Origin of the sequence: Coprococcus sp. BIOML-A2 (genome assembly GCF_009875795.1) — a bacterium.
Taxonomy (GTDB): Bacteria; Bacillota; Clostridia; order Lachnospirales; family Lachnospiraceae; genus Coprococcus; species Coprococcus aceti.
In genome coordinates this window covers 88,446-109,624 of sequence record NZ_WWSI01000001.1, presented here as the reverse complement: position 1 = coordinate 109,624, position 21,179 = coordinate 88,446, and the positions used below count along the sequence as shown (strand labels likewise).

Sequence of the window (21,179 nt, the reverse complement as noted above, 5' to 3'; positions counted from 1 at the left end):
TTCAGGTTTCACAATTGATTGAACACGTAAATATGATTTGGAGGAACTACATATGGCAGTAGATTACGCAGCTCTGAAAAAGGGCGGATTCATGAGACAGAAACAGAAGAATAACTTTTCTCTGAGACTTCAGGTGGTGGGAGGAAATCTTACCGCAGAGAATCTCAAGAAGATAGCAGAGGTTGCCGAGAAATACGGAGATGGACATGTACATCTCACATCGAGACAGAGTGTTGAGATCCCATTTGTTAAGCTTGACGATGTGGAAGAGGTAAAGGAAGAACTGGCAAAGGGAGGCTGTAAGCCGGGTGTGTGTGGCCCAAGAGTAAGAACAGTCACAGCGTGCCAGGGAAATCAGATCTGTCCGAGCGGCAATATAGACACTTATGATATAGCAAAGAAGCTTGATGCGAGATATTACGCAAGGGAGCTTCCTCACAAGTTCAAGTTCGGTGTCACAGGATGCCAGAACAACTGTCTGAAGGCAGAGGAGAACGACGTGGGAATCAAGGGCGCAATGGTAGTAGAGTGGGATGAGCCATCATGTATCATGTGTGGCGTGTGCGTCAAGGCGTGTCGTGAGGGTGCGATCACCATGGCGGACGGCAAGATCATCCTCGACACAGACAAATGTAACTACTGCGGTCGATGCGCAAAGGCATGTCCTACAGATGCATGGAAGGGCGAGACAGGATACCTTGTCTCATTCGGAGGATTATTTGGAAATACGATCCACCGCGGCGAGGAGTTACTTCCGGTTGTTAAATCTGAGGAACAGCTTTTCCGTATCACAGATGCGGCAATACAGTTCTTTGCAGACAATGCAAAGCCAAGCGAGCGTTTCCAGTTTACACTGGAGCGCGTGGGCTTAGACAAATTCAAAGAAATATTAAAGGAGGCTTACAATGGCTGATTACGAAATCGATGACAGAGTAGATATAACTGATGTGGTGTGCCCGATGACATTTGTCAAGGCGAAGGTAGCCATGGAGGAGCTTGAGATAGGACAGGTGCTTGCGGTTACCATGAACGACGGCGAGCCTGTACAGAACGTACCAAGAAGCTTTAAGGAGGAAGGACAGCAGATCCTGAAGCTCATCGACAACGAGAACGGTACTTACGATCTCATAGTTAAGAAGCTGGAGGATTGATCCTATAAGGTAAGCCGGATGTTTTCACTGCTTTTGTTATATACTGTCACATGTTCTGCTTAACATTACCATATCATGGGAATACGAAGTCGCCGGTACTCAGCGAGCTTGCGAGCGATAGTACCGCTGCAGACTGAGTTAAGTGGAAACGACCCATGATAGGTATGTTAAGACAGAACATATACGCATAGTATAAATTATTGCAGTGAAAACATCCGGCAGGAAAGGAGAAAATGAATGGCAGTAAGAGTCAGTGCAGAGGATTTCGATGCGAAGGTTCTTCAGTCGGAGCTCCCGGTCATCGTGGAATTCTATTCGGACAGCTGCATACCATGCAAGCAGCTCTCACCTATCCTTGGCGGCATCGAAGATGACTACGAGGACAAGGTAAATGTATACAAGGTAAATGTAAACTTCGACGCAGAGCTTGCTGAGAAGTACGCAGTCATGGCATCACCAACCATACTCTTCTTCAAGAGTGGTGAGGAGGTTTCCCGCATCCGCGGTCTTGTGAAGAGAAATGCGCTGGAGGAGGAAGTTGGCAAATTATTGTAGAAATTCGTTGGTAAAGTGACACAATGGAGTATTTGACTGTAGTCAATTACTTCCAGTGTACAGAAGAATGAAACTATATAATTAAAATTATAAAGTATATAATCACATTTTATGCAGCCCGGTAATCCCGGACAGGCAAATGAATCGTCAGGAGGAAAGAAAAATGACAGTCACAATAGCAGGAAAGAAGAAAGAGATAGCAGAGAAGACAACAATAGCTCAGATCATCGTGTCAGAGAACGTTGAGAATCCGGACTATGTCACAGTAACAGTCAATGATGAGTTTGTTGACTCAGATGCATTTGCAACAACAGAGCTCAAGGACGGCGATACAGTAGAGTTCCTCTACTTCATGGGAGGTGGCAGCTTCTAATGGCATTCACAAATGAACAGATGGAACGTTACTCACGTCACATTATCCTTCAGGAAGTTGGCGTGAAGGGACAGAAGAAATTGTTAAATGGCAAGGTGCTGATCATAGGCGCAGGTGGACTGGGAGCGCCAGCCGCTATGTACCTGGCAGCAGCCGGAGTAGGAACCATCGGTATAGTTGATGCCGATGAGGTAGATCTGTCAAATCTTCAGAGACAGATCATTCACGGAACAGCAGATGTGGGCAAGGCAAAGGTCAAATCCGCAAAGGAGACCATGAACGCCATGAACCCTGATGTAAATGTGATCACATACAGAGAGTTCGTGACATCAGAGAACATCATGGATCTCATCAAGGACTATGATTTCATCATCGATGGAACAGACAACTTCCCTGCAAAATTCCTTATCAACGATGCCTGTGTTATGGCTAAGAAGCCATTTTCACATGCAGGAATCATCAGATTCAAGGGTCAGCTTATGACATATGTTCCAGATGAGGGACCATGTTACAGATGTGTATTCAAGGATCCACCTCCAAAGGATGCGGTTCCTACATGTAAGCAGGCCGGAGTCATCGGAGCAATGGGCGGTGTTATCGGAAGTCTTCAGGCTATGGAGGCAATCAAGTATCTCATTGGAGTTGGCGATCTTCTGACAGGAAGACTCCTTACATTTGACGCACTTAAGATGGAATTCCACACAGTAAAGCTCCCTCACAAGAAGGGCTGTGGATGTGCTGTATGTGGACCAAATCCAACCATCACCAAGCTCATCGACTACGAGCAGGTGGAGTGTGACGGAAAGTAATTTTCATAAGGAGGACCCGCTTGCGGGAGATTCCTTATGAAGCACGCAGACGCCGCGCGAAGCGCCTTTTCATGCGTCTGCTCAATGCTTGATAATAAGGAGGATATGAAGTAAGATGTTGTACATGACAAAGTCTGATTACGAGAAGATACTTGCACACTGCAAGGAGGGCCTTCCAAATGAGTCCTGTGGTCTGATCGGCGGTGTCAGAGAGGGAGACAAGAAGTACATCAGGAAGGTGTATCTCCTGACAAATATTGACGCCAGCAACGAGCATTTTTCCATGGACCCGAGAGAGCAGCTTGCGGCAGTTAAGGATATGCGTGCAAATGGATACGAGCTTCTTGGCAACTTCCATTCCCATCCAGAGTCTCCATCCAGACCTTCGGAGGAGGATAAGAGGCTTGCATATGATTCCAAGGTGAATTATCTGATCCTCTCCCTCATGGAGATAGACAATCCGGTACTCAAAGCCTTCAACATAGATGAGGAAAAGAATGTGACGATAGAGGAGCTTGTTATAGAATCATGATAGATAGCAGGCATTTGAAAGAACAGGGCGGGCTTTGATACCCGCCCTTGTTCTTTACGTGAGCTTGTCATAAATTTTCATTTGGAGTTACTGAAGATATGTTTTGCATAAGTATAAATCATAAGAATACACCGGCCGATGTCAGGGAGAGCTTTGCATTTTCGACAAAAGGACAGAGACAGTTCACCGAGCGGCTAAAGGCTGCGGTGGGTGGATGTGTCGTGTTGTCGACCTGCAATAGGATGGAAATATACTTTACGGATAAATGTGAGCCATGTGGGTCTGTTATAACAGGAAAAATGAGCAGCGGTGAAGCTTCCGGTGGGCGAGGTGGACTGCTTGAACAGGTAGAAATGCTTCTGGCTAATGATAGGGATGTCCCTGTCAGCCTCATAAGAAGATATAGCATGAATTATGAGGGATTCCAGTGTATGTTACATCTGTGCAGAGTGGCGTGTGGTATGGATTCCATGGTGCTCGGCGAGGTGGAGATCATACATCAGGTGAAGAGCGCATATCTTGTGGCAAAGAAGCTTGGAGCCTGTGACGGCGAGCTGAATATAGCATTTCAGGGAGCACTTGCGGCGGCAAAGGCGGTGGCGACGGAGAGTGACACTACGAGACTTCCGGTATCCGTCGGAACCTTGTCAGCACGGGAGGCAGTGAATTTTACAAGAAATGGCGGCATTGAAAACACGTGCAGAGATGTTCGAAGTGATGTGGTAAGCAGCAGTCAAGTTGAGAGTGTGGATGCTGAAAAGGCAAATACCGGGCATATCCTAGTCGTAGGAGCCACAGGCAAGATAGGCAGCATAGTTGTCAAGGATATTGCAGATCTTGCACCAGATATAGAGATAACAGGCACAAGCAGAAGTCACAACAGTGCAGATAGCATATTTGACAGACATCAGCAGATCAGGATAGAGGACTACAGCAGAAGATATGAGCTGGCAGCCTGGGCGGATGTCATCATCAGTGCGACAGCAAGCCCTCATTATACATTTGTCAGGGATGAGCTGGCGGAGGCTGTGAAAATGCAGCCGAAGCGGAGATTGCTCCTTGATTTGGCAATGCCAAAGGACATTGATCCTGCGGTCTCAGATGTGGACGGATGTGTGCTGCGTGACATAGACTATATCAGAACACTCTCCAGAGAGAACAATGAAAGCAGGGCAAAGACAATCACAGAGATGGAGCCGTGGCTCATATCACAGGTTGACGAGATTATGAAGAACATAGCATTTTCGAGGTTCAACAGGGAGCACAGGGACGTGATGGCGAAGCTTAAGACTATAGATGGTGCAAAGATGGTATATAAACTCAAAGGACAGCTTGAGTATGAGGCATTTGAGAAAATGCTGGACAGTATTGTGACTGCCGGATGTGAGAACTGAATACTGCTTGTTTGCCTGAGGTTATGCAGTATCATCGGCTGATGATGGTTATGTCAGATAATTGGAACAACTTTTGGTGCTTTTTAATAGATACTCAATAATAGAAATTAGAGGTAGTGATGTCGTATTTCCCATTTATGATAGAATTGAATAATGAGAGATGCCTGATCGCAGGAGGCGGAACTGTTGCATACAGAAAGGTGTGCAGCATGCTGGAATTTGGCGCGGTGGTCACGGTGGTGTCACCGGAGTTCTGCCCGGAGCTTTTAGAACTGGTGGAGCAGGTGAATACGCCAGACAAATACTGTGCAGCGACAAGCGATGATCGTGGTTCTGTAGAGAATTTTGCAGATTATTCTGGATGCCTAACACTTGTAAAAAGACGTGTGCAGCCGCAGGATATTGACGGTGCATTTGTCGTCATAATGGCGACGGACGATGAGAAGGTCAACCACGACATGGCTGAGCTCTGCAGGCAGCAGCGCATACTGGTAAATGTGGTGGATGTGAAATCGGATTGTGGATTCTACTTTCCGGCGATCATAAAGGATAAAGAGGTCGTGATAAGCGTTTCCACCGGAGGACAGAGTCCGGTGCTTGCGGGAACGATCAAGAGAAATATAGAGAGCCATTTAGGCAGGAGTTATGGCGACATAGCGGAGCGGATGGGTGAGCTCCGGGAGCAGATCAAAGCACAGATAGACGGCGAGGAAGAGCGAAAGAAAGCATTTCAGCAAATGGTTAGGAGTCTGTTAGATGAGAGTTGAGAATGGACATGGTAAAAATAAACCGAATATTCGTAAATTTGCGGAGAATGACATGGCAGATGGATTCAATAGTGACGGTTTGGATTGCGAAAGCGGAGGACAGAAAAAAACAGTAAAAGTTGGAACCCGTGGCAGCATGCTTGCTCTTGCTCAGACTGAACTGGTGATAAAGGCACTCAAGGAGAGATTTTCCCAGATTGATTTTCAGATGATTACAATGAGTACCCGGGGGGATCGGGACACCAGCAGAGCGCTTCTGGAATTCGGAGGCAAAGCGGTATTTGTCGAAGAGTTCGAGGAAGCTATACTTAAAGGTGACATAGACATAGCGGTACACAGTGCCAAGGATATGCCGATGGAGATCATGGAAGGTCTTACGATAGCGGGCACACTTCCAAGGGCCTGTCCGCAGGACGTTCTCATATATAAGAGCGGCAGAATATTTGACAGAAACGACAGTTTCGTGGTGGGAACCAGCAGCCTGAGACGGCAGTACCAGATAAGAGACATGTATCCATATGCTGTGTGCAAGAATCTGAGAGGAAATGTCGGCACCCGCATACAGAAGCTGGAAGATGGCGAATACGATGCCATCATTCTTGCAGCGGCAGGGCTTGAGCGCCTGGGAGTTATTGAAGACAAAGGCAATGACAGCACAGAATGCTTTGAAGTGCACAAGGACGAACTTACATTCAGATACATCAGCACAGAGTCCATGCTTCCGGCAGCATGTCAGGGAATCATAGCCATAGAGACACGAACCTCTGGCGAGGTATACGACATGGTCAGAGCGATAAATGACACAGAGGCATACACACAGCTCACATGCGAGCGCGCAGTTCTGAATCGCCTGAACGCCGGCTGTCACGAACCGATAGGCGTGTATTCAGAACTTCATGGCGACCACATGAAGCTAAGCCTGATGAAAGCAGATGCGGCTTCATCGGACAAAGAGAAAGATGAAGAAATCCAGATACACAGAAAGACGGTAGAAGGAAACACCGCAGAATGGGAACAGCTGGTAGAGAATTTAATAAAGTAGAGTAAGTTGTTTTGCAACAGTATATTTAAAAGATAAATAAAAACATAAAATGTAGATTGTTTTGAAGTAGTATGTATTGAAGATAAAAGAAAAGTAAAGAAGTAAATTTTTTCGATGCGTAAGCCGTGTGAGTTGGATGGGTGTCTCTACGGCGGGTAGCACATAAGCGATGGAAGCTTGTCGCTCCTTGCCAAACGGGAGCCTCCAACGCCCTTATTGGAGGCGGGAGTGAGTGCAAATAGGAGCAAGACAAGGTGACTGAGCTGTGCGTAGCCGAGAGACACCCATCCAACTCCCACGGCGAATGGAGAGCAAAAAATGGTATATTTGATAGGCGCAGGCCCCGGCGATCCGGGACTCATCACGGTGAAGGGCCTGGAATTCATAAAACAATGCGATACAATCATATATGACAGACTCGGAACCTATCAGCTTCTGGAGATGGTGAAGCCGGACTGCCGCAGGATATACGTTGGCAAACAGGCGGGCAGCCACTACAAGAAGCAGCCTGAGATAAACGAGATACTTGTTGAGGAAGGCCGCAAAGGCAACATGGTGGTGCGCCTCAAAGGCGGCGATCCATTTGTATTTGGAAGAGGCGGCGAGGAAGTGACCGCACTTTTAGAAGCGGGGATCCCATTTCAGGTGATACCGGGAATAACGTCCGCCGTGGCGGTTCCGGAGGTGTGCGGCATACCGGTGACCCACCGCGGAACGAGCAGAAGCTTTCACGTGATAACAGGACACAAGCGGGCAGACATACACAGATCTGATGAAGGTGGTTTAGATGACTACGACTACATCAGAAATCAGGAAGGGACAAGCGTGTTCCTGATGGGGCTGAACAGACTGCCACAGATCATGGAGAGACTTGTTCAGACTGGGGCGGAGGAACATACTCCGGTCACGGTCATTTCCAAGGGAACCATGCCTGGACAGAGGATAGTCCGCGGCGATATACAGACAATTGCGGACAAGGTGAACGAGGCAAAGCTTGAATCTCCTGCGATCATAGTTGTGGGTGAAAATGCAGCGTTGGATTTTACAGCACCAAACAGAGGACCGCTTCAGAATGTCCACGTTGGACTTATTGGAACGCCAAAGCTTCGCGAGAAGATGAGAGTTGCAATAGATGCACTTGGCGGTCAGTCCTACAGCATAGTGGATATGAGTGTGGAGCAGACAGAGGAGAAGAACAGGCTGCGAGTGGCTCTGGAACATATAGAAGATTACAGCTGGCTGGCATTTACCAGTCAGAACACCATAACCTTGTTTTTCAAATGGCTCAGAGAATGGAATATAGATGTCAGAAAACTGGCCCATCTGAAACTTGCGGTGGTCGGCGCCGGAACAAGGGACGCACTTAAGGTTGAGGGATATATAGCGGATTATGTGCCGGACGAGTACACCACAAGTGCTCTTGCTATGGGACTTGCAAATGTGATGAATGACGGAGAGAAACTTCTCCTTCCGAGAGCCGTTCAGGGCAGCGAGACAATGCTTGACATACTTGATCAGGGCGGTGTGGTATATGAGGAGATCCCAGTTTATGATGTGGTTGGACGCAGGATGGAGAGCATACAGTATCTGAAGGATCTGGATGTGATCACATTTGTCAGCGCGTCAGGTGTCAGAGGATTTCTAGATGTTCTTGATGCAGAGAAAAAAAACTGCGGTGTGGCTCATATGTTGAATGATATAGATTCATGTGGGGATCATACGGACAATACAGACGGCAGTTTTAAAATACATGATATAATGAAGAATATCCGCATAGCGGCACTTGGAAATGTGACCGAGAAGGCTTTGGAGAAGGCTGGTTATCATGCGGATATAGTTCCAGAGGTTGGTGATATCGAGCACCTTATATCAGCCATCGGTGATTATTATTTTAGAGAAAAGAGGCAGTAACATGATAAGACTCAGAAGACTTCGCGGAAGCGAGGCCATCAGAAATATGGTTAGAGAGAACAGGGTTAACAAGGAGGATCTTGTATATCCGATGTTTGTGGCGGAGGGCACAGGGATCAAGAATCCGGTAGACTCCATGCCGGGAATATACCAGTATTCACTCGACACATTTGAGGAGGAGCTTCGCAGAGTGGCGGACGCCGGAATCAGCGCGGTTCTCCTGTTCGGCATACCGGCTCACAAGGATGAGGTGGGTAGCAGCGCGTACGACGATCAGGGAATCATGCAGAAAGCAGTCAGGAGGATAAAAGAGCTGTATCCGGATATGATAGTCATAGCGGACATTTGTCTGTGCGAGTACACATCACACGGTCACTGCGGAATTATCCATGACGGCAAGATACTCAACGATGAGACTCTTCCATATCTGGGCAAGATGGCTGTATCACTTGCAAAGGCTGGCGCAGACATGGTGGCTCCGTCGGATATGATGGATGGACACACCGCATACATCAGAAAGGCACTTGACGACAACGGGCTGACGGATGTACTGATCATGGGTTACAGTGCGAAATTTGCATCTGGTTACTATGCACCATTTCGCGATGCGGCACATTCTGCACCACAGTTTGGAGACAGAAGGACATACCAGATGGATCCCGCAAATGGCAGGGAGGCTCTGAGAGAGTGCGAGGCGGATATCGCCGAGGGAGCAGACATAATCATGGTCAAGCCGGCACTTGCTTATCTGGATGTAGTCAAGGATGTGAGAAACCACACGGACTATCCGATAGCGGTGTACAATGTCAGCGGCGAGTACTCCATGGTCAAGGCAGCTGCGGCAAATGGCTGGATAGACGAGAAGAGGATCGTTATGGAAAACATGACAGCCATGAAACGTGCCGGAGCAGGGATCATCATAACCTATCACGCCATAGACGTGGCACACTGGCTTGAGTCGGAATCAATATGACGGAGTCATATTTCGGAATGATTCCGACGATCTGCCCCACTCGACGGAGGAGAGAGGGGCGTTACCAAAGATGAGGAGAATGCGACATCAACACTTAAAAGAAGATAGAGCTGAGTAGGACAATAGTTGCTATGTATAACGAGGCATTTTTATCTATTTGGAATATAAATTAGAAAAAGATACAATATTGTATCTAAACGGCTAAAATAACATAGCTTTGCGAAAAACAAAAGGAAACAAAGAAAAAAGTCACACAGGACGATAAATTATAGAAAGAAGAATGGCAATGACAAATTCACAGGATCTATTTGAGAAATCACAGAAGGTAATTCCAGGCGGCGTCAATTCACCGGTCAGGGCATTTGGCTCGGTGGGACGGACACCTGTATTTATGAAGAAAGCAAAAGGTTCACATATATTTGACGAGGATGGCAATTCCTACGTGGATTATGTTTGTTCCTGGGGCCCGGGAATTCTGGGGCATGCCGATGACAGAGTCATAGATGCGGTGAAGGCGGCTTGTGATGACGGACTTACATTCGGCGCACCGACAAGGAAAGAGCTCGAGATCGCAGAGCTGGTAAATGAGCTTATGCCGTCAATGGAGCTGACCCGAATGGTCAACTCGGGAACAGAGGCAGTGATGAGTGCGCTCAGAGTGGCGAGGGGATTTACAGGCAGAGACAAGATTGTAAAGTTCCGCGGCTGCTATCACGGACACAGTGATGGACTTCTGGTCAAGGCAGGCTCGGCGGCACTTACACAGTCAGTTCCGGACAGCCTGGGAGTTCCAAAGTCGTATACACAGCATACACTCATAGCAGAGTATAACAACGAGGACAGCGTAAAGAAGTTATTTGAGGCGGAGGGCAAAGACATTGCCGCAATCGTGGTCGAGCCGGTTGCCGCAAATATGGGAGTTGTCCCACCGCATGATGGATTTCTTCAGTTTCTCAGGGACATAACAAATGAATACGGCGCACTTCTTATATTTGATGAGGTCATCACAGGTTTCAGACTCAGCCTTGGCGGTGCCCAGGAATACTTCGGGGTAAAGCCGGATCTCACAACACTTGGCAAGATAGTTGGAGGCGGAATGCCGGTGGGAGCTTATGGCGGACGCCGCGATGTCATGAGCATGGTGGCACCACTTGGCGGAGTATACCAGGCGGGAACTCTGTCGGGCAATCCGATAGCCATGACAGCCGGACTCACAACGCTCCGCATACTCCAGAAGGAAAAAGACACTGTATATCCTGCGATAGAAAAGAGCACAAGGCAGATAGCCGACACAGTCAGAAGCACATTTGGCGACACAGTCCATGTCAACCAGATAGGCTCACTGATGAGCGTATTCTTCACAGATCAGGAAGTAGTGGATATGGACACGTCAATATCCAGCGACACCGCAAGGTATGCAAAGTATTTCTCATACATGCTGGACAACGGAATCTACCTTGCACCATCACAGTTCGAGGCAATGTTCGTGTCCTACGCACACAGCAAGGAAGACGTATCCAAAACCTGTGAGCTGATAAAGAAATACAAAGAGAACTAGAGAGACTTAGTAGGTCAGAAGATGTCTCATTAAAAAGGAATTTATATTCCTATATTGTAGAAATAATTAGATAAGTATTAAAAGAGTGGTTTGGAAATAACATAATAAAACTAACGGTTATCGAAGAGTAAGCTGTCATGTTTATGTGATGCTACAGAGTCGTGCGTAGCCTTGGAGCATCACATAAACATGACAGCGACCTTCTTCGACAAGGAGGAAATATGAGAGATTTGGTTATTGTGGGCAGCGGCCCTGCGGGTCTGTCCGCCGCAGTCTACGCCAAGAGGGCGATGATGGACGTGGTGGTACTGGAGAAGAAAGCATTCTCCGGCGGACAGATCGTAAATACAGAGCAGGTGGACAACTACCTCGGACTGCCGGGCATAAGCGGCTTTGACATGGGTATGAAGTTCAAAGAACACGCAGATACATTGGGCGTGGAGTTTGATGACAGAGAGGTGACAGCCATCGAGGATCACGGCGATCACAAGAAGGTCAGCCTGGAGGATGGCAGCAGCATAGAGACAAAGGCGGTTCTGATAGCCACGGGTGCAAAGCACAGAAAGCTTGGCGTTCTCGGTGAGGAGGAATTCACAGGGGCAGGAGTTTCTTACTGTGCCACATGTGATGGAGCGTTCTTCAAGAACAAAGAAGTCGCAGTTGTGGGCGGAGGTAATATAGCTCTTGAGGATGCCCTGTATCTGTCAAAGATGTGCAGCAAGGTACATCTGATCCACAGAAGAGATGAGTTCAGAGGCGAGAAAATACTCGGAGCGCAGGTGCTTGAGACTGAGAATATAGAATTCCACCCATTTGCGCAGGTGACAGAGATAGGCGGAACGCCGGGCAAGCTGGAACTCAAGGTCGCTGTTAAGACACCGAAAACAGTGGACGGACAGACAGACAGCAATTTCACGCTTCCGGTAGCCGGTGTATTTATTGCCATAGGAACAAGCCCTATCACAGACTTCCTCGGTGACGTTGTGGAGCTTGATGACGCTGGTTATGTTGCAGCGGGCGAGACCGGACAGACCAGCACACCGGGAATATTTGCCGCGGGAGATGTGAGGACCAAGGCAGTGCGCCAGGTGGCGACAGCAGTTGGAGATGGTGCAGCAGTTGTCCATTATGTTGAGGAATACCTGAACGGATTAAAAAAGAAGGTATAACTTGAGTATCTGATCAGCAACACATGGTAGGCAGCATAGAAACATAATCATAAAAATCAAGTGAATTAAACGGAAAATAATTGGCACGGAGATAAGGTAAGAACATCAATGATATAACTGCTTTTTCTCCCTGCCAAAAAAATAAAACTAATTCATAGTAATTCTATAGGTAAAATATAACAATGAACAGGAGGCGGAAAAATGTTAATATCATCAAAGGGACAATATGCTTTGAGACTCATGGTAGATATATCGATAAACAGCGGCAGCACGGTTACTGTCAAAGCCGTAGCCAGAAGATGTGGATTGTCTGACAAATATCTTGAGCAGGTTACATCTTCTCTGCTAAAGGCAGGATATTTAAGGAGCGTGAGAGGTCCGAGAGGTGGTTACCGTCTGAACATGCCGGCGGAGGAGATCACGGTTGGGATGGTGCTAAGGGCGATAGAGGGCAGGATATCACCAATCGATAACAGAGTTGATGAGGATGGCGACACCAATATGGTCATGAACGATGTCATTGGAGAGGTGTGGGATGATCTTGAGTCTGCCATCAACAATGTCCTTGACAACAAAACCATCGCCGATCTCACCCGGGAGTACAGTGACCGGATCGGATACATGTACTCAATATAAATCAGGGACGGAGGGGACAGGTACCTCCGTCCCCGGAGGGGCAATAAGATTTCAGTTGAAAAAAAACTTATTTTGTATATAGTTGTAGTGGGATATATATCATATTAGGAGAATAAGAGATGTTAACACAGTTTTCGAGAACGGAGCTGCTATTTGGCAAGGAAGCCATGGACAAGCTGGCAGGCTCTAAGGTAGCGGTATTTGGAATAGGCGGAGTTGGCGGTTATGTATGCGAGGCGTTGGTCAGAAGCGGTGTCGGAGCATTTGACCTGATAGATGACGACAAGGTGTGTCTGACAAATCTCAACAGACAGATCATAGCGACAAGGAGCACAGTTGGAAAGTATAAGACCGATGTTATGAGGGACAGGATGCTTGACATCAATCCAAATGTGGAGGTTGAGGTACACAAATGTTTCTTCCTTCCGGAGAATGCGGATGACTTCCCTTGGGACAGCTACGACTACGTAGTCGACGCGGTGGACACCGTGACAGCCAAGATCGCTCTTGTCATGAAGTGTAAGGAGAAGAACATTCCGATCATCAGCAGCATGGGTGCGGGAAACAAGCTTGACGGAAGCCAGTTCAAGGTTGCAGATATATACAAGACAAAGGTGTGCCCTCTTGCGAAGGTCATGAGAAGAGAACTGAAGAAGAGGGGCGTCAAGAAACTCAAGGTCGTATACTCTGAAGAGATTCCGACAAGGCCAATCGAAGATATGGCGATAAGCTGCAGAAACAACTGCATTTGTCCTCCGGGTGCAGAACACAAATGCACAGAGCGCAGAGACATCCCGGGCAGCGTGGCATTTGTGCCATCAGTCGCAGGGCTTATCATAGCCGGTGAGGTGGCAAAGGATCTCATCAGGGTATAAAAAAGAAGACGCTGAGAAATCAGCGCCTTCTCCATAAAAATACCAAAGTTCCAAGCAGAACAGCACCACCATAGATGAATGGTGCATTTTTGTCGCTGTTCATAGTTTTTTCCGTATAAGATGCGGATGGATTCTCCGGGTTGTAATATATTGCGATGGACGACATGGAGTTGTAATTTGTTAGACCGCGGACGGAAAGAAAACCATTGTGCAATACTCCGGATTGGTCGCGGTATTCATAGTTGATATGGGTTCTTTTACTGACTCTTCTGACAGATGTGATATTGGCGGACGTTCTGGTATAGTCCCGCTCGATACGGCATGCCTTACCCCGTATGGAAAGACCGATGACCACAGCTATGATGAATGATGCTATTGGAATAATGTAAGTCGTATAAGGTAATAGTCTGAAAAAAATACTGATAGAATCCCCCGATGTTAAAATCATAATGTACCTCCTGAAATTGTTGTTTCCCCCAAATGTCAGACATGAGATCCCTATTTACATGCCGGACTTGTATGTGTAGATTATAATATAAAGAAGACTGGTTGAGAATCCCTTAATTTAAGAGGATAAGTCTGTTAATATAGCAAATCTCAGGTAATAAATATATTACTGTATGCACTGCCACTCATGGTGGTCATAAGCTCAGTCATATTCGCATTTGCCAGAAGTGATAACATGGTGATAATAGGCCAATAATATAATAGAGAATATACAAAAGGAAGATGAACGAGATGGATAAGAAAGAAGAAAAGAAAATCATAAGACAGGAGTTTCTGACAGGTGAGAGAGCTCTTTTCATGGGAAAAAATCTCGATATATATGATACGATATTTGACGACGGCGAGTCTCCGCTTAAGGAGAGCCGCGGCATAAATCTGTACGGCAGCATGTTCAAATGGAAGTATCCGCTGTGGTACAGCAAGAACATTGTTGCGGAGGATTGCCACTGGTTTGAGATGGCGAGAGCCGGAGTCTGGTACACTGATAATATCGCGGTGAGGCGGGCACTCATCCAGGCACCAAAGAACTTCCGCAGATGTAAAGGTCTGGAGCTTACGGATGTGACATTCACCCATGCGGAGGAGACACTGTGGAGCTGCGATGACGTGATAATGAACCACGTGACAGCAAAGGGCGACTATTTTGCCATGAACAGCAATAATATGAAGATAGACGACCTGAAGCTTGACGGCAACTATTCATTTGACGGATGCAGGAATGTGGAGATAAGAAACTCCAATCTGCTTTCAAAGGATGCATTCTGGAACACAGAGAATGTGACCGTATATGATTCATTCATATCGGGCGAGTATCTTGGATGGAACGCAAAGAACCTCACCCTGGTGAACTGCACCATCGAGAGCCTTCAGGGCATGTGCTACATCGACAACCTTGTGATGAAAAACTGCAAGCTCATCAACACAACACTTGCCTTCGAATACTCAACAGTGGATGCTGATATCTGCAGCAAGATAGACAGTGTCATGAACCCGACATCAGGAACCATCAAAGCCCAGCACATCGACAACCTGATAATAGAAAAAGACAAAGTAGATTCGTCAAAGACAAAAATAATAGTACAGGACTAAACGAGTTTAAGATTTGGTGATATATCATAACGTAAATGAGATTCCGCGGCTGCTGTGGTGATACGAGTTGGCACATATAGATTGCTCAATCGGTAGTGAAGTCGACTGAGCCTTGCTGCTTCTTGCCGGAGCGGCGCAAGCAACGCACTTATCGCTTGCAGAGCGCAGTGCAGATAGAAGCAAAGCAAGGCGAGGGAAGACGAACGTGATGGAGCACTCTATATGTGCCAGCCGTTTGCCACAGCAGCCGCGGAATCTCTCCATGAAGTGGAGGGACAAACATGAAGTTTGATTTTGACAAGGTTATAGACAGACGCGGCACAGGCTCCCTGAAGTGGGACGTGCCGGAAAACGAACTGCCAATGTGGGTGGCAGACATGGACTTTCAGACGGCTCCGTGCATCAGGGAGGCACTGGCAGCCCGGGTTGAGCACGGAATATTCGGATATTCCATCATCCCGGACGAGTGGGCAGATGCCTACGTGAACTGGTGGGGCAGCAGACACGGATTTGCGATAGACAGGGATTGGCTGGTGTTCTGCACCGGAGTCATCCCAGCCATATCAACGGCGGTGAGAAAGCTCACTACACCTGCAGAGAATGTTGTAGTGCAGACCCCTGTCTACAATATTTTCTTTAATTCTATATACAACAATGGGCGAAATATATTGGAAAGCCCTCTGAAATACGACGGCGAGGGATATGCCATGGACTTTGAGGATCTTGAGGCAAAGCTTGCAGATCCACAGACCAGCCTCATGATACTCTGCAATCCACAGAATCCTGAGGGGAAGATCTGGGATAAGGAGACACTTGCCCATGTGGGAGAGCTATGCGCAAAGTATGGTGTGACGGTCATCTCGGATGAGATACACTGCGATCTCACCGATCCTGGAAAGGAGTATGTGCCATTTGCCACGGCATCTGACACATGCAGGGATATAAGCGTGACCTGTATTGCGCCGACAAAGACCTTCAACATAGCCGGAATCCAGACTGCGGCCATTGTGGTTTCAAATAAATTCCTGAGACACAAGATGTGGAGAGGTCTGAACACAGACGAGGTAGCCGAGCCAAATGCATTTGCGGTGGATGCGGCGATAGCAGCATTTACAAATGGCGGCGAGTGGCTGGACAGTCTCAGGCAGTATCTGTATGAGAACAAGCAGTATGTGAGAAAATTTGTATCTGAGAATATCCCTGACATGAAGGTGGTGTACTCGGAAGCAACATACCTTCTCTGGCTTGACTGCAGTAAGATAACTGACAACGCAAAACAGCTTTCAGCATTTATCAGGAAGAACACCGGACTCTATATGTCGCCGGGACTTTCATATGGTAAGAACGGAAAGGCATTTATCAGACTTAACATCGCATGTCCAAGGTCGATCGTGGAAGAGGGCATGAAGAGACTTGCCGAGGGAACCACGGCATTCAGAAAAATGAACGCAGAGATGGTAAACATAGACAATGCGGCTAAAAAAGGAGATATAGATGAGTAGCAGTGAAAACTTGCTGAAGGACATGATATCTGGAAAGTCGATGACCGCATCCCAGCAGATAGGACTTACGGTCAGGCTCAGTATCCCGGCGATCCTTGCCCAGATCTCGTCCATTGTCATGCAGTACATCGATGCATCCATGGTGGGGCGTCTTGGTGCAAATGCATCGGGAGCCATCGGACTTGTTTCGTCCACGACATGGCTGTTTGGCGGGCTATGCATTGCGGTGACTACAGGATTTACTGTGCAGATAGCCCAGGCTGTGGGGGCCGGTGAGGATAAATCTGCCAGAAATATCATGAAACAGGGACTCATAATAGCCCTGTGCATAAGCGTCATACTCGCACTCATTGCAGCACTTATAAGCACACCGCTTCCGAGCTGGCTCGGCGGTGAAGCTGCTATACAGAAGATGGCAAGCCAGTATTTCCTTGTGTATATGCTGGGACTTCCTGCTCTGCAGATGAACAGCATAGCGGGCGGTATGCACCAGAGCTCCGGAAATATGAGACTCCCAGGTATACTGAATGTCATGTGCTGTGTGATGGATGTGATTTTTAATTTGTTCTTTATATTTCCGACAAGAATTGTAAATTTAAGTATTCCGTTTTTATCCAGCGTAAGGCTGGCTGGTTCTCAGATGGCAGGAACGGTTCAGGCAGGAGCCTTTGGTTCCCATTTGTCAACACTTGTGCAGTCTGAAACCTCGATGAATGGACTGACATTTACCATGCCGGGACTTGGACTTGGCGTTGCTGGGGCGGCACTTGGAACCATCACTGCTGAAGCAGTTACCTGTGCCATCATGGTCACTGCACTTCTTTGGAAGAACAGGACACTCCATTTAAGAAAGGGAGAACGTTTAAGATTTCACAGGGATACCCTTGCCAAGGCGGTGAAGATTGGAGCACCTGTGGGTCTTGAGCAGATGGTCATGTGCTCAGCGTATGTCATGTCCACAAAGATCGTGTCACCGCTTGGAACGATAGCCATCGCAGCCAACTCATTTGCGGTTACTGCGGAGAGCTTCTGTTACATGCCGGGGTACGGAGTACAGGCGGCATCAACCACACTTGTGGGACAATGCGTGGGAGCAGGACAAAAACAGTTGTCCAGAAGAATGGCATGGATTACAATGGGATTAGGTGTGTCGGTTATGACCATTGGCGGAGTCCTTATGTACATAGCAGCTCCGTCCATGATAGGTGTGCTGACACCGAACGAAGAGATAAGAAATCTTGGGGCGGCAGTGCTGAGGATAGAGGCATTTGCCGAACCATTTTATGCCGCATCCATAGTTGCATCGGGAGCACTCAGGGGAGCCGGGGACACTCTGGTCCCAAGCTGCATGAACTTTGCAAGTATGTGGTGTGTGCGGATACCGCTTGCAGCCATACTTGCACCTAGAGTCGGTCTCTACGGTGTATGGATCGCCATGTGCGTGGAGCTCTGTTTCAGAGGAATCCTGTTCACCACAAGGCTTAAACGGGAAAGATGGATGCGGGTGTTTGACGAACATTAAATATGATGTTTTATAATTGCAAGGCATGATTAAACTTGCAATAAAACATCGTTAAACAGGGAGGAAAATATGCCAGTATTTGATTTCAGTGGAAGTGACAACAAGAATAAGAACATAGTTACATATGAGACGTTTCAGTCTTCGGAGTCTACAGCAACAGCGGAGAAGCCGATCATGATCCTTGAGAACACGACCAGGAAGTGGGCTCACCACTCCAGCGGAAAGTTCACCAATCCGATCAAGAGAACAGCATTTGAATTTGACGAGGTAGACGGAGTCCAGTCCGCAGACATATTGAAGATAGATGCGAGATTTGTAAGCCTTCTCAAATGGCTCGGCGAGAATCACATCAACGTCCGTCTGTCGGGAGAGAACAGACCGGAGGGTTATGCGGTATACAAGATAAGGGAGACCGAGTTCGGCGGCGGATCAAAGCTCTCGGCAAATGATGGATTCCTGCAGTTTATGATAGAGAGACTTCTTGCCAGCGACGCCCCTTCAGAAGAGGAGAAATCCGAGGAGGAAGAAGAGGAAGAGGCACTGGGCGATGACATGAAGCTCACGAGCATGCAGAGCATCATTGACTTCATGCACTGCGCCGGAAGAACACTTCCTGACAATATAAGGCTGTGGGCCAGAAGAAATCTTGCGGTTGCGAGATCCAGCGAGGTATCACCGGAGGAGAGACGCCACGCCCAGAGAGCACTTTCCATGGCGATGAACATCAGATGGAAGAGCAATTACTTTGAGGCGATAGATCCGGAAGAGGCTAGAAGGATACTGGACGAGGAACTCTACGGAATGGAGAAGGTAAAGCAGAGGATCATCGAGACAATCATCCAGATCAACCGTACACATACACTTCCTGCATATGGACTTCTGCTCTGCGGACCTGCCGGAACAGGAAAGTCACAGATAGCCTATGCGGTTGCGAGAATACTCAGACTTCCATGGACGACCCTTGACATGAGTTCCATCAACGATCCGGAACAGCTTACAGGAAGTTCAAGAGTATATTCCAATGCCAAGCCGGGAATCATCATGGAGGCATTTTCACAGGCTGGAGAATCTAACCTCGTATTCATCATCAACGAGCTGGACAAGGCAAATTCCGGCAAGGGCAACGGCAATCCTGCGGATGTACTGCTGACACTGCTGGACAACCTGGGATTCACCGACAACTACATGGAGTGCATGATCCCGACAAATGGCGTGTATCCTATAGCGACGGCAAATGACAAGGAGAACATCAGCAAGCCGATCATGTCGAGATTTGCTGTTATAGACATACCGGATTACACCCCGGATGAGAAGAAGGAGATATTCAACAAATTTGTTCTGCCGAAGGTGCTCAAGCGCATCGGACTTGAAGGGAGCGAGTGCATCATCCTTCCAGACGGCGTGGATGCTGTCATCAAGAAGTGCGACGGCGTGACCGGAATCAGAGATATAGAGCAGGCTGCAGAGCACATAGTTGCACATGCGCTTTACCAGATCGAGGTAAATCACGTTCAGAGCGTGACATTTGACGGAGCTATGATAGAGGAGCTTTTGAGCTGATTATCGTCATATTACACAATTTACATTACGGAAAGTATTATGGTATACTCTTCTTATGAAACAAGTTTCATGGACTACAGTCTGAAATTCATAAGGAGAGTATATTTATATATGGCAAGTATAAGAGACGTTGCGAAGGAGGCGGGGGTCGCCATCTGCACGGTGTCGAGACTTATCAACGGCACGGCAAATGTTGAACCTGAGACTCAGAAGAAGATAGAAGATGCGATGAAGAAACTGGATTATGTTCCAAATGAGCTTGCGCGAGGCATGTTCAAGGGCAGATCAAACTCCATTGCGATGTTGGTTCCAAATATCCAGCACCCATGGTTCTCATCACTGGCATCGGAGATAGAAAAGATACTTTATGAGAAGAAATACAAGTTTATGCTTTTTTCAACATCCGATGACAAGCAGAGGGAGAAGGAGTGTTTCAAGCTGTTAAAGTCCAACATCGTGGATGGGATCATATGCGGAACGTCGGCATGTACGGCGAAGGAATACCAGAAGATAGATAAGCCGATGGTCATGCTGGATTATAAGGTTGGCAGCAAATTTCCTGTCGTAGTGTCGGATCACAAGATGGGCGGACAGCTTGCTGCCCAGGAATTTATAAACAGTGGATGCAAATATGTCATCCACATATCAGGAATCAAGGTAGATAAGAATATCATGTCATTTGAGTGCCATGAGGAACTAGATAGAGTCCTTGCCGAGAATGGGATAAAATCCAGACGAGTTCCAATACAGTGGAACGACTTTGATTTTCATGGATATTTTGAGATGGCAAAATGCATACTGGAGGAGTATCCTGACGTGGACGGAATATTTGCCGCAGACATGCCAGCGATAGCATTCCTCAAGGCAGCACTTGCCATAGGCAAAAAGATTCCTGATGACCTGGCGATCGTGGCATACGACGGAACGTACATAACCAACGCCAGCACGACAAGGCTCACATCGATACATCAGCCGTACAAGGAGATCGCCCAGGAGGCAGTACGCCAGCTTATGGAGATGATCGACGGACCGGAGGAGGAAGATGATGCCGAAGGACAGGGTGAAAGTGCAACCGCAGATCAGATCGACAGCGTAAAAGAGAGAAACACACATATAGACGGAAATCTTATACTACTTCCGGTGAGCGTAGAAAAAGGCGATACAACTTTATAGTATGATTACGAAAAGAAGTTCATGAAGAGAAAATGAGGTGCCACTCAAAAATCATGAACTTCTTTTTTATGCGGGTACAAA

21 protein-coding genes are annotated in these 21,179 nt (G+C 47.4%); 20 read left to right on the top strand and 1 reads right to left on the bottom strand.

Annotated elements, in window-relative coordinates:
- The first annotated feature begins 52 nt into the window (after positions 1-52).
- The 15 genes from GT575_RS00500 to GT575_RS00430 all read left to right on the top strand — a co-directional run bounded on the left by GT575_RS00500 (position 53) and on the right by GT575_RS00430 (position 13,745).
- Positions 53-913 (top strand): 4Fe-4S binding protein, encoded by an 861-nt coding sequence (locus tag GT575_RS00500; protein WP_161171268.1) that lies wholly within the window; start codon positions 53-55, stop codon positions 911-913.
- Positions 906-1,151 carry a sulfurtransferase TusA family protein gene (locus GT575_RS00495; protein ID WP_004851723.1) on the top strand — a complete coding sequence of 82 codons (246 nt, stop codon included), beginning with the start codon at positions 906-908 and terminating at the stop codon, positions 1,149-1,151. The genes GT575_RS00500 and GT575_RS00495 overlap by 8 nt, the downstream gene beginning before the upstream one ends.
- 237 nt (positions 1,152-1,388) lie before the next feature.
- A complete protein-coding gene (locus GT575_RS00490) occupies positions 1,389-1,706 on the top strand; it encodes a thioredoxin family protein (RefSeq protein ID WP_055280281.1) in 318 nt (105 codons plus the stop codon).
- Between the two features lie 163 nt (positions 1,707-1,869).
- Positions 1,870-2,079: a sulfur carrier protein ThiS gene (thiS, locus tag GT575_RS00485; RefSeq protein WP_015534732.1), complete on the top strand. Its 210-nt coding sequence runs from the start codon at positions 1,870-1,872 to the stop codon at positions 2,077-2,079.
- Positions 2,079-2,888: a thiazole biosynthesis adenylyltransferase ThiF gene (gene thiF, locus GT575_RS00480; RefSeq protein ID WP_004851717.1), complete on the top strand. Its 810-nt coding sequence runs from the start codon at positions 2,079-2,081 to the stop codon at positions 2,886-2,888. The genes thiS and thiF overlap by 1 nt, the downstream gene beginning before the upstream one ends.
- 115 nt (positions 2,889-3,003) lie before the next feature.
- Positions 3,004-3,420 carry a M67 family metallopeptidase gene (locus GT575_RS00475; protein ID WP_004851714.1) on the top strand — a complete coding sequence of 139 codons (417 nt, stop codon included), beginning with the start codon at positions 3,004-3,006 and terminating at the stop codon, positions 3,418-3,420.
- 98 nt (positions 3,421-3,518) lie between these two features.
- Positions 3,519-4,814: a hypothetical protein gene (locus GT575_RS00470; RefSeq protein ID WP_161171267.1), complete on the top strand. Its 1,296-nt coding sequence runs from the start codon at positions 3,519-3,521 to the stop codon at positions 4,812-4,814.
- 119 nt (positions 4,815-4,933) lie between these two features.
- A complete protein-coding gene (locus tag GT575_RS00465; protein ID WP_243147791.1) occupies positions 4,934-5,581 on the top strand; it encodes a precorrin-2 dehydrogenase/sirohydrochlorin ferrochelatase family protein in 648 nt (215 codons plus the stop codon).
- Positions 5,571-6,623: a hydroxymethylbilane synthase gene (gene hemC / locus GT575_RS00460; RefSeq protein WP_161171266.1), complete on the top strand. Its 1,053-nt coding sequence runs from the start codon at positions 5,571-5,573 to the stop codon at positions 6,621-6,623. Before GT575_RS00465 ends, hemC begins: the two co-directional genes overlap by 11 nt.
- Positions 6,624-6,941: 318 nt before the next feature.
- Positions 6,942-8,534, top strand: a complete 1,593-nt coding sequence (gene cobA, locus GT575_RS00455; RefSeq protein ID WP_161171265.1) for a uroporphyrinogen-III C-methyltransferase — start codon at positions 6,942-6,944, stop codon at positions 8,532-8,534.
- Position 8,535: 1 nt separating this feature from the next.
- Positions 8,536-9,507 (top strand): porphobilinogen synthase, encoded by a 972-nt coding sequence (hemB, locus tag GT575_RS00450; protein WP_044998093.1) that lies wholly within the window; start codon positions 8,536-8,538, stop codon positions 9,505-9,507.
- Positions 9,508-9,787: 280 nt separating this feature from the next.
- Entirely contained in the window at positions 9,788-11,065 is a 1,278-nt protein-coding gene (gene hemL, locus GT575_RS00445) for a glutamate-1-semialdehyde 2,1-aminomutase (protein WP_161171264.1), read from the top strand.
- A 221-nt stretch (positions 11,066-11,286) separates the two neighbouring features.
- The gene (locus GT575_RS00440) at positions 11,287-12,234 is read left to right on the top strand and encodes an NAD(P)/FAD-dependent oxidoreductase (RefSeq protein WP_161171263.1); all 948 of its coding nucleotides are present in this window, start codon (positions 11,287-11,289) and stop codon (positions 12,232-12,234) included.
- Between the two features lie 201 nt (positions 12,235-12,435).
- Entirely contained in the window at positions 12,436-12,870 is a 435-nt protein-coding gene (locus tag GT575_RS00435) for an RrF2 family transcriptional regulator (RefSeq protein WP_015534740.1), read from the top strand.
- 119 nt (positions 12,871-12,989) lie between these two features.
- Positions 12,990-13,745, top strand: a complete 756-nt coding sequence (locus GT575_RS00430) for a tRNA threonylcarbamoyladenosine dehydratase (RefSeq protein ID WP_117550388.1) — start codon at positions 12,990-12,992, stop codon at positions 13,743-13,745.
- A 19-nt stretch (positions 13,746-13,764) separates the two neighbouring features.
- Here the strand turns inward: GT575_RS00430 and GT575_RS00425 are convergent, their stop codons facing one another.
- Positions 13,765-14,193: a DUF3592 domain-containing protein gene (locus GT575_RS00425; protein ID WP_120123682.1), complete on the bottom strand. Its 429-nt coding sequence runs from the start codon at positions 14,191-14,193 to the stop codon at positions 13,765-13,767.
- A gap of 290 nt (positions 14,194-14,483) precedes the next feature.
- Between GT575_RS00425 and GT575_RS00420 the strand changes: the two genes are divergently transcribed.
- The 5 genes from GT575_RS00420 (at position 14,484) to GT575_RS00400 (ending at position 21,098) form a co-directional block, all read left to right on the top strand.
- A complete protein-coding gene (locus GT575_RS00420) occupies positions 14,484-15,341 on the top strand; it encodes a DUF3737 family protein (RefSeq protein WP_161171262.1) in 858 nt (285 codons plus the stop codon).
- Between the two features lie 281 nt (positions 15,342-15,622).
- Positions 15,623-16,843, top strand: coding sequence for a MalY/PatB family protein (locus tag GT575_RS00415; protein ID WP_161171261.1), 1,221 nt, complete (start codon positions 15,623-15,625; stop codon positions 16,841-16,843).
- Positions 16,836-18,365, top strand: coding sequence for an MATE family efflux transporter (locus GT575_RS00410; RefSeq protein WP_161171260.1), 1,530 nt, complete (start codon positions 16,836-16,838; stop codon positions 18,363-18,365). Before GT575_RS00415 ends, GT575_RS00410 begins: the two co-directional genes overlap by 8 nt.
- 69 nt (positions 18,366-18,434) lie before the next feature.
- Positions 18,435-19,925, top strand: a complete 1,491-nt coding sequence (locus tag GT575_RS00405) for an AAA family ATPase (protein WP_161171259.1) — start codon at positions 18,435-18,437, stop codon at positions 19,923-19,925.
- 111 nt (positions 19,926-20,036) lie between these two features.
- On the top strand, positions 20,037-21,098 hold the full coding sequence (locus tag GT575_RS00400) for a LacI family DNA-binding transcriptional regulator (protein WP_161171258.1): 1,062 nt from the start codon (positions 20,037-20,039) through the stop codon (positions 21,096-21,098).
- The last annotated feature ends 81 nt before the right edge of the window (positions 21,099-21,179 follow it).